At 73.4% G+C, this 9,057-nt stretch carries 10 protein-coding genes and 1 riboswitch; all 10 genes read left to right on the top strand.

Going from position 1 to position 9,057, the window contains the following annotated elements; all coding sequences use genetic code 11:
• Window positions 1-23 precede the first annotated feature (23 nt).
• Window positions 24-154: riboswitch (FMN riboswitch) on the top strand.
• Window positions 155-338: 184 nt separating this feature from the next.
• Window positions 339-1,418: a bifunctional diaminohydroxyphosphoribosylaminopyrimidine deaminase/5-amino-6-(5-phosphoribosylamino)uracil reductase RibD gene (ribD, locus tag AOK16_RS10335; protein ID WP_055471953.1), complete on the top strand. Its 1,080-nt coding sequence runs from the start codon at window positions 339-341 to the stop codon at window positions 1,416-1,418.
• Window position 1,419: 1 nt separating this feature from the next.
• Window positions 1,420-2,037: a riboflavin synthase gene (locus tag AOK16_RS10330; RefSeq protein WP_055471951.1), complete on the top strand. Its 618-nt coding sequence runs from the start codon at window positions 1,420-1,422 to the stop codon at window positions 2,035-2,037.
• A complete protein-coding gene (locus tag AOK16_RS10325; RefSeq protein ID WP_055471950.1) occupies window positions 2,034-2,681 on the top strand; it encodes a nicotinamide mononucleotide transporter family protein in 648 nt (215 codons plus the stop codon). The genes AOK16_RS10330 and AOK16_RS10325 overlap by 4 nt, the downstream gene beginning before the upstream one ends.
• 91 nt (window positions 2,682-2,772) lie before the next feature.
• Window positions 2,773-4,074 (top strand): bifunctional 3,4-dihydroxy-2-butanone-4-phosphate synthase/GTP cyclohydrolase II, encoded by a 1,302-nt coding sequence (locus AOK16_RS10320; RefSeq protein WP_055471949.1) that lies wholly within the window; start codon window positions 2,773-2,775, stop codon window positions 4,072-4,074.
• Between the two features lie 34 nt (window positions 4,075-4,108).
• Window positions 4,109-4,594, top strand: a complete 486-nt coding sequence (ribH, locus tag AOK16_RS10315) for a 6,7-dimethyl-8-ribityllumazine synthase (protein ID WP_055471948.1) — start codon at window positions 4,109-4,111, stop codon at window positions 4,592-4,594.
• Between the two features lie 34 nt (window positions 4,595-4,628).
• On the top strand, window positions 4,629-4,901 hold the full coding sequence (locus AOK16_RS10310) for a phosphoribosyl-ATP diphosphatase (RefSeq protein ID WP_055471947.1): 273 nt from the start codon (window positions 4,629-4,631) through the stop codon (window positions 4,899-4,901).
• Between the two features lie 53 nt (window positions 4,902-4,954).
• Window positions 4,955-5,803 (top strand): ATP phosphoribosyltransferase, encoded by an 849-nt coding sequence (gene hisG / locus AOK16_RS10305; RefSeq protein WP_055471946.1) that lies wholly within the window; start codon window positions 4,955-4,957, stop codon window positions 5,801-5,803.
• Window positions 5,804-5,829: 26 nt separating this feature from the next.
• Window positions 5,830-6,276 carry a PH domain-containing protein gene (locus AOK16_RS10300; protein WP_055471952.1) on the top strand — a complete coding sequence of 149 codons (447 nt, stop codon included), beginning with the start codon at window positions 5,830-5,832 and terminating at the stop codon, window positions 6,274-6,276.
• Window positions 6,277-6,541: 265 nt separating this feature from the next.
• The gene (locus tag AOK16_RS10295; protein ID WP_079101231.1) at window positions 6,542-8,038 is read left to right on the top strand and encodes a hemolysin family protein; all 1,497 of its coding nucleotides are present in this window, start codon (window positions 6,542-6,544) and stop codon (window positions 8,036-8,038) included.
• The coding region (locus AOK16_RS10290; RefSeq protein WP_055471945.1) for a hemolysin family protein at window positions 8,035-9,057 on the top strand (1,023 nt) is incomplete at its 3' end. The genes AOK16_RS10295 and AOK16_RS10290, both read left to right, overlap by 4 nt.

Raw genomic sequence — 9,057 nt, 5'->3', positions numbered from 1 at the left:
GACTGGGTGGGTACCAGTGACGTCAGCGCACTCCGGGGTCGGTGAAAGTCCGAACCGGCGGTTACAGTCCGCGACCCGTCCGCCGCCAGCGGCCGGTTGACCAGGTGAAATTCCTGGACCGACGGTTAAAGTCCGGATGGGAGGCAGTGCGCGGCGGGCCAAGCACCGGTGCGCCGCCGTTCCCGGCGGTCCGTCCGCCGTCCGCGGGCGGGTTCTACGGGATCCGGTCTCGGCGCCCCGACGCGCAGTTCCCGCTTCTGTCATCTCGACAGCCCCGGAGTCCGTGCCCGAAGAGGCAGGAGGACCCGGTGGCCCCCACCACGCCCGAAGCCGCTGCGATGCGTCGCGCCATCGAACTGGCCGCCCGCGGCCTCGGATCCACCAGCCCCAACCCGGTCGTCGGCTGCGTGATCCTCGACGCCGCGGGGCAGCCCGCGGGCGAGGGCTGGCACCGCCGGGCCGGTGGACCGCACGCCGAGGTCGAGGCGCTGCGCGCGGCCGGGGACCGGGCCCGCGGCGGAACCGCCCTCGTCACCCTCGAACCCTGCAACCACACCGGCCGCACCGGCCCCTGCGCCCAGGCGCTCCTGGCCGCCGGGATCGCCCGCGTCGTCTACGCGGTGGCCGACCCCAACCCGACTGCCACCGGCGGGGCTTGGACCCTGCGTGAGGCCGGTGTGAGCGTCGAGGGCGGGCTGCTGGCCGGGGAGGCCGAGGCAGGCAACCGTGCCTGGCTCACCTCCGTACGCCGCGGCCGCCCCTTCGTGCTGTGGAAGTACGCCGCCACGCTCGACGGCCGGATCGCCGCGTCGGACGGCAGCAGCCGCTGGATCAGCTCGGCCGAGTCCCGCGCCGACGTGCACCGGCTGCGTGCCCAGGCCGACGCCGTCGTCGTCGGCTCCGGCACCGCCCGCACCGACGACCCCCAACTCGGCGCCCGGGAGTCCGGGCTCCTGGAGTCCGAGACCACCCAGCCGCTGCGGGTGGTCGTCGACAGCAACGCCACCGCCGTCAAGCCCGGAGCCCGCGTCCTCGACGGCACCGCGCCCACCCTGATCGCCGTCGCCGAGGACGCCGACGCCGCGCACCTCGAAGGCCTCGCCCCGGTCGTCCGCCTCCCCAGGGCGCCCGGCCGGGGGCTGTCCGTCCACGCCCTGCTGGCCGCCCTGCACGAGCGCGACGTGCGCTCGGTGCTCCTGGAGGGCGGGCCGACCCTCGCCGGGGCCTTCGTCGCCGCGGGCGCGGTCGACCAGGTCACCGGCTATCTCGCGCCCGCCCTGCTCGGCGCGGGACCTGCCGCGCTGGCCGACGCCGGAATCGGCACCATCGCGCAGACGCTGCGACTCCAACTGACCGAGGCCGTACGCATCGGGCCCGATCTGCGCATCACCGCCCTCAACACCCCTCAGGAGAGCTGACGTGTTCACCGGAATCGTGGAAGAGCTGGGCGAGGTCGTCGCCGTCGAGGAGCTCGGCGACGCCGCCCGCTTCCGGCTGCGCGGCCCGATCGTCACCGAAGGCGCGCGGCACGGCGACTCGATCGCCGTCAACGGCGTCTGCCTGACCGTGGTCGAGGCCCAGGACGGCGAGTTCACCGCCGACGTGATGGCCGAGACCCTGGACCGCTCCAGCCTCGGCGCGCTGACCACCGGCTCCCGGGTCAACCTCGAACGGCCCACCGCGGTCGGCGGCCGGCTCGGCGGGCACATCGTGCAGGGGCACGTCGACGGCACCGGCACCGTCGTGGACCGCAAGCCCTCTGAGAACTGGGAGATCGTCAAGGTCTCGCTGCCCGAGGGCCTCGCCCGCTACGTCGTGGAGAAGGGCTCCATCACGGTCGACGGCGTGAGCCTCACCGTCGTCGACGCCGGCCCCGACTACTTCACTGTCAGCCTGATCCCCACCACGCTCGCCCTCACCACCCTCGGCATCAAGGGCCCCGGCGACCCGGTCAACCTCGAGGTCGACGTCATCGCCAAGTACGTGGAGCGGATGCTCGGCCCGCGCGCCGCCGAGCGGCCGGAGACCGGCCGGTGAACGCCCTCGACTGGCTGAACGGCCCGGCCTTCGAGGCCTTCGGCCAGCGCGTCATCTGGTCCGACATGATCGGCAACACGATCGGCCTGGCCGCCCTCGCGCTGGGCTGGCGCCGCTCCATCTGGACCTGGCCCGCCCAGTTCCTGGCCGGGGTCATCCTCGTCGGCGCCTATGCGTCCGCGCAGCTCAGCGGCGGGGTCGGCAAGCAGCTCCTGGTCATCGGACTCGCCGTCTGGGGCTGGAGCCAGTGGCGTCGCGGCCACCGCGACGAGGGCGGCGAGATCGCCGTACGGTTCGCCACCTGGCGCGAGCGCCTCACCCTCGCCGCCGCGACCGTCGCCGGCACCCTCGCCGTCGGCGGGCTGTTCACCCTGGTGCCGGAACTGTCCTGGAACCCCTGGCCGGACGCCTATATCTTCGTCGGCACCCTCGCCGCGATGGTCGCCCAGGCCCGCGGGCTGGTCGAGTTCTGGCTCGCCTGGATCCTGGTCGACCTCGTGGGCGTCCCGCTCGCCTTCAGCAGCGGGCTGGCTTTCTCCGGCCTGGTCTACGTCGTCTACTTCGGCCTCGTCCTGTGGGGCCTGCGCGACTGGTGGCTGCGCACCCGCCCGAGCGCCACCGCCCTGGAAGGAGCACTGCTGTGAGCGACGCACGGGAGGCCGCCGGGCCGCAGTCGACAACGAGAGGCGCGCTGCTGCGCCGAGCGGGTGGAGAAGCGAACGAAGGGGACGCCTCATGACCGTGATCGCCATGGAGAGCCGGCACGAAGAAGAGGACCTGCGCCTCGACCCCGTCGAGCGGGCCATCGCCGACATCGCCGCCGGGCGGCCCGTCGTCGTCGTGGACGACGAGAGCCGGGAGAACGAGGGCGACCTCGTCGTCGCCGCCGAGAAGGCCACCCCGGAGATCCTCGCCTTCATGATGGCCGAGTGCCGCGGGCTGATCTGCGCGCCCATGGAGGCCGAGGACCTCGACCGGCTCCAACTCCCGCAGATGGTCGAGCAGAACACCGAGTCCATGGGCACCGCGTTCACCGTCTCGGTCGACGCCACCGCCGCGCACGGGGTCACCACCGGCATTTCCGCGGCCGACCGGGCCACCACCCTCCGGCTGCTCGCCGAGGGCACCGGACCCGAACCCGCCACCACCGCGGCGGACTTCGTGCGCCCCGGCCACGTCTTCCCCCTCCGCGCCCGCCCCGGCGGTGTCCTCGTGCGCAACGGCCACACCGAGGCCGGGGTCGACCTGGCGCGCCTGGCCGGACTGCGCCCGGCCGCCGCCATCGTGGAGATTGCCGCCGAGGACGGCACCATGATGCGCCTACCCGGGCTGGTGCCCTTCGCCCGCAAGCACGGCCTGGCGATCATCTCCATCGAGGACCTCGTCGCGTACCGGAGCGGCTCCGAGCCGACCGTGCGGCGCGAGGCCGAGACCCGGCTGCCGACCGCCTTCGGCGACTTCCGGGCGTACGGCTACCGCTCGACCGTCGACGGCGTCGAGCATGTCGCGCTCGTCCAGGGCGAGCTCGGGGACGGCGAGGACGTCCTGGTCAGGGTCCACTCCGAGTGCCTGACCGGCGATGTGTTCCATTCGCTGCGCTGCGACTGCGGCCCCCAGCTGAACGCCTCGCTCGCGCGCGTCACCGAGGAGGGCCGCGGTGTGGTGGTCTACCTGCGGGGACACGAGGGGCGCGGCATCGGGCTGCTGTCCAAACTGCGCGCGTACGAGCTCCAGGAGCGCGGCCACGACACCCTCGACGCCAACCTCGAACTCGGCCTGCCCGCCGACGCCCGCGACTACGCGGCCGGCGCCCGGATGCTGGCCGACCTCGGGGTGCGCAGCGTGCGGCTGATGACCAACAACCCGGACAAGAGCGAGGCGCTGACCCGGCACGGGCTGCGCGTCACCAGCCGGGAGCCGATGCCCGTACAGGCCGGCGAGCACAACCTCCGCTACCTGCGCACCAAGCGGGACCGGATGGGACACGAACTGCCGTGGCTGGACGCCGACCGCGTCTCGCCCTGCGGCAACCAGTAACACCCGTACGAAACAGGATGGAACGAGGAGAGCCGTGAGCGGTAAGGGTGCCCCGGAACTGAGCGTCAGGAACTGCCGCGACCTGCGCGTGGCCGTCGTCGCGGCGCAGTGGCACGAGAAGGTGATGGACGGCCTCGTCGACGGGGCCCTGCGCACGCTGCACCGGCTCGGCATCGACGAGCCGACGCTGCTGCGCGTGCCGGGCAGCTTCGAGCTGCCGGTCGTGTCCAAGGTCCTCGCCGGGCGCGGCTACGACGCGATCGTGGCCCTCGGCGTGGTCATCCGCGGCGGCACCCCGCACTTCGACTACGTCTGCCAGGGCGTCACCCAGGGCCTCACCCAGGTCACCGTCGACACCGGCGTCCCCATCGGCTTCGGCGTCCTGACCTGCGACAACGAGGAGCAGGCGCTCGACCGGGCGGGGCTGCAGGGCTCGAACGAGGACAAGGGCGAGGAGGCCGCCACCGCCGCCGTGGCCACCGCGGCACTGCTGCGCTCGGTGTCCGAGCCCTGGCGCTGAACGGAGTCCCCGACCCCGTAGGCTAGGCCCCACCATGGCGAACAAGACATTCGAGGAGCTCTTCACCGAGCTCCAGCACAAGGCCGCCACCGGCGACCCCGCCACCTCGCGGACCGCCGAGCTGGTCGGCAAGGGCGTGCACAGCATCGGCAAGAAGGTCGTCGAGGAGGCCGCCGAGGTGTGGATGGCCGCCGAGTACGAGGGCGCAGACCGCACCGCCGAGGAGATCTCCCAGCTGCTGTACCACCTTCAGGTGATGATGGTCGCCCGGGGCATCTCCCTGGACGACGTCTACGCCCACCTCTGAGCCCTCCGGCACCACACCACCCGACTCCCGTATCAGAGAAGGAAGTTCACCCCATGCTGCGCATTGCCGTCCCCAACAAGGGTTCACTGTCCGAGCCTGCGTCGGCGATGCTGCATGAGGCCGGCTACAAGCAGCGCAAGGACCGCCGCGAACTGGTCCTGGTCGACGCCGAGAACGACGTCGAGTTCTTCTTCCTCCGCCCCCGGGACATCGCCGTCTACGTCGGCTCCGGCCGCCTCGACATCGGCATCACCGGCCGCGACCTGCTGCTCGACTCGGGCGCGGACGCCGAGGAGATCCTCCAACTCGGCTTCGCCGGCTCCACCTTCCGCTACGCCACCCGGCCCGGCGCCGCCCAGGACGTGCAGGACTTCGGCGGCATGACGGTCGCTACCTCCTTCTCTGGCCTGGTCACCCAGCACCTCGCCGAACACGGCGTGGACGCCTCCGTCGTACGGCTCGACGGCGCCGTGGAGACCGCGATCCAGCTCGGCGTCGCCGAGATCATCGCCGATGTCGTCGAGACCGGCACGACGCTGCGCAACGCCGGCCTGGAGATCATCGGCGAGCCGATCCTGAAGTCCGAGGCCGTCGTCATCCGCCGCAAGGGGGAGTCCGCCGAGGACCCCAAGGTGCGCCAGTTCCTCCGCCGCATGCAGGGCGTCCTGGTCGCCCGGCGGTACGTGATGATGGACTACGACATCCGCGTCGAGCAGGTCGAGAAGGCTGTCGCGCTCACCCCGGGCCTGGAGTCGCCCACCGTCTCCCCGCTGCACCACGAGGGCTGGGTCGCCGTCCGCTCGATGGTCCCCTCCCGCGACGCGCAGCGGATCATGGACGAGCTGTACGACCTGGGCGCGCGCGCGATCCTCACCACCGGCATCCACGCCTGCCGCCTCTGATGGCCGCGACCGGGACCGAGTCCGTGATGTCCGCACCGCCCACCCTGCCCGTCACCTTCCGGGCGACCCGCACCCGCGTGGTGCTGCTGACCGTCGGCGCCGCCCTGCTCGCGGCCCTCACCGTGATCGCCGTCGCGCTGCCGACGCTGAGTCCGGGGGAGCGGATCAGCTTCGTCCTCACCGGGCTGCTGTTCTTCGGCGTACTGCTGCTACTCAGCCGCCCGAAGGTGGTGGCCGACGCGGGCGGGGTGACGGTCGTCAACCTGACGACCAAGCGCCGCCTGGAGTGGGCGGAGGTGCTGCGCGTCAACCTCCGCCCCGGCGACCCGTGGGTCTACCTCGACCTGGCCGACGGCACCAGCCTGCCCGCCATGGGCATCCAGCCGGGCATCGCCAGGAGCCAGGCCATCCGCGACGCCCGCACGCTCCGCGCCCTCGCCGAGGAGTACGGGACGGGGGAGCCCACCGCGTAGCACGGGCTCGGGCGTGGGGTCGGCCCGGCACTCGGCGAGCCTTGGCCCACGGTTGCTCCGCTCGCGCGGGGTTGGCTGCGCGGGGAAAAGCCCAGTGACTACTCTTGTCGCGGCGGCGCGTGGGCGCCGCCGCCCCGCACTGCCGAGCCCGCCGCCCCGTACGGCGCGCCCCGCGGGGCCACCTGCTCACCGAGGAGTGACTCCCTCCGGCAATGGACGGAACGTCCGGTAGTACCTGCGCCGCCCCCTCGTCCGAGGCGGCGGCATGACCATCCCGCTGCTCCTGCTCGCCGCGGCCCTGCTGCTGATCCTCGCCAACGGGTTCTTCGTGGCCGCCGAGTTCGGCCTCGTGGCCGTCGAGCGGCCCGAGGCCGAACGGGCCGCCGCCCAGGGCGACCACCGCGCCCGCACCGTCGTGGACTCCCTGCGCGAGCTGTCCTTCCAGCTCTCCGGCAGCCAGCTCGGCATCACCATCACCTCCCTGGTGGTCGGCATGCTCGCCGAGCCCGCCCTCGCCCGGCTGCTCGCCGGGCCGTTCCGCGCCACCGGGCTCCCCGAGGGCGCGGTCCCGGGCGCGGCCGTGGTCGTCGGCATGCTGACCGCCTCCGCCGTGCAGATGGTGATCGGCGAACTCGTGCCCAAGAACTGGGCGGTGTCCAGGCCGCTCCAGGTCGCGCGGTTCGTCGCCGGCCCGCAGCACGCCTTCTCCCGCTTCTTCCGCCCGGTCATCGCCCTGCTCAACGCGGTGGCGAACCGGCTGGTCCGGGCCATGGGCGTGGAGCCCACCGAGGAGCTGGCCTCCGCCCGTACGCCCGAGGAACTCGTCTCGCTCGCCCGGCACTCCGCGCTTGCGGGCGCCCTGGAGCAGGACACCGCGGACCTGTTCGTCCGTACGCTCTCGCTCGGCGAGCTGACCGCGCAGCACGTGATGACCCCGCGGGTGCGGGTGAGCGCCCTGCAGTCCTCCGCGACCGCGCAGGACGTCCTCAACCTCACGCGCGCCACCGGGCTTTCGCGCTTCCCCGTCTACCGGGAGCGGCTGGACGAGGTGGTCGGCATGGTCCACCTCAAGGACGCCCTCGCCGTGCCCGCGCCCGAGCGGCGCCGCACCCCGCTCGGGCGCATAGCGGTGCCACCGCTGCTCGTCCCCGAGACCCTGCCGGTCCAGCCGCTGCTGGAGCGGCTGCGCAGCGAGCAGCCGATCGCCGTGGTCGTCGACGAGTACGGCGGCACGGCCGGGGTGGTCACCCTGGAGGACATCGTCGAGGAGCTGGTCGGCGAGGTGCGCGACGAGCACGACGGCGACGACCTGCCCGAACTCGCCGCCGGCCACCCGGAGGACGGCCGCCCCGTCTGGGAGGCGGACGGCAGCTGCCGCGTGGACACCCTGCGGCGGATCGGCCTGGAGGCCCCGGAGGGGCCGTACGAGACGGTGGCCGGCCTGGTCGCCGACCTCCTCGGCCGCATCCCGGCCCCCGGCGACACCGCCGAACTCCCGGGCTGGCGGCTGCGGGTGCGGATGGTCTCGCACCACCGGGCGGAGCGGGTGCGGATCCTCCGCGCGGAGCCCGCGCGGCCGGCCGCCGCCCGCGACGGGCACGAGCCCGCCCCGCCTCGCTCCGCACCGTCCGGCTCTGCGGCACCTGGCCCCGCACCGTCCGGCCCCGCACCGTCCGACTCTGCGCCGCCCGGCTCCGCGCCGCGGGACGGCAGGCGGGCCGGGACCGCCGAGCGCGCGAGCGCAAGGGCGGGCGTGCGATGAGCCTGCTCCAACTCCTCTTCGCCGTGCTGCTGGTGCTCGGCAACGGCTTCTTCGTCGGCGCCGAGTTCGCGCTCGTCTCGGTGCGCCGCAGCCAGATCGAGCCGCACGCGGCCGACGGCTCGGCCCGCGCCCGTACCGTGCTGCAGGGTCTGGAGAACCTGCCGCAGATGATGGCGGCGGCCCAGTTCGGCATCACCGTCTGCTCGTTGACGCTCGGCGCGGTCGCCGAGCCGACCGTGGCGCACCTGCTGGAACCGGTGTTCCACGCCGTGCGCCTGCCCGAGGGCGCCGTGCACCCGCTCGGCTACGCGATCGCGCTCGCCGTCGTGGTGTTCCTGCACCTGGTGGTCGGCGAGATGGTGCCGAAGAACCTGGCCATGGCCGCCCCCGAGAAGACCGCGCTGTGGCTCGGGCCCGCGCTCGTTGCCTTCGCGCGGCTGTGCCGCCCGGTCACCGCCTTCTTCGGGGCGTGCGCGCGCGGTGTGCTCGGGCTGTTCCGGGTCGAGCCGAAGGACGAGGTGGAGGCGGTGTTCACCAGCGAGCAGCTGACCCGGCTGCTGGAGGACTCGCGCCAGGCGGGCCTGCTCGACCCCGGCGAGCAGGAGCGGCTCGCCGACGCGCTGGAGCTGGGCAGCCGCCCGGTGACGCAGGTGCTGCTGGACCGGGCCGCCCTGGTGACGGTCGACCCGACGGCGACCCCGCGCCAGGTCGAGGAACTGACGGTCCGCACGGGCTACTCCCGCTTCCCGGTGGTCTCCTCCGGCGCCTTCATGGGCTATCTGCACGTGAAGGACGTCCTGGACCTGGAGGAGCCGGACCGGGCGGTCCCGCAGTACGTCTGGCGTCCCATGGCCACCCTCCGGGCCGAACTCCCCCTGGACGACGCCCTGACGGTGATGCGCCGCGCGGCCAGCCATCTCGCCCAGGTCGCCGACGCCTCGGGCCGGGTCCTCGGCCTGGTGGCCCTGGAGGACGTCCTGGAAATGCTCGTAGGCGAGGTCCGCGACCCGGCCCACCGG

Source organism: Streptomyces pathocidini (genome assembly GCF_001418495.1).
In the GTDB taxonomy this organism is placed as follows: domain Bacteria; phylum Actinomycetota; class Actinomycetes; order Streptomycetales; family Streptomycetaceae; genus Streptomyces; species Streptomyces pathocidini.
The sequence above is the reverse complement of the archived record's forward strand: the minus strand, read 5'-3'. Positions and strand labels throughout refer to the sequence as shown.

Bases quoted from the DNA above. Each gene is read 5' to 3' on its own strand.
- ribD (WP_055471953.1), top strand. From the start codon at position 339: ATGCGTCGCGCCATCGAACTGGCCGCCCGCGGCCTCGGATCCACCAGC.
- AOK16_RS10310 (WP_055471947.1), top strand. From the start codon at position 4,629: ATGGCGAACAAGACATTCGAGGAGCTCTTCACCGAGCTCCAGCACAAG.
- AOK16_RS10295 (WP_079101231.1), top strand. From the start codon at position 6,542: ATGACCATCCCGCTGCTCCTGCTCGCCGCGGCCCTGCTGCTGATCCTC.
- AOK16_RS10300 (WP_055471952.1), top strand. From the start codon at position 5,830: ATGTCCGCACCGCCCACCCTGCCCGTCACCTTCCGGGCGACCCGCACC.
- hisG (WP_055471946.1), top strand. From the start codon at position 4,955: ATGCTGCGCATTGCCGTCCCCAACAAGGGTTCACTGTCCGAGCCTGCG.
- AOK16_RS10320 (WP_055471949.1), top strand. From the start codon at position 2,773: ATGACCGTGATCGCCATGGAGAGCCGGCACGAAGAAGAGGACCTGCGC.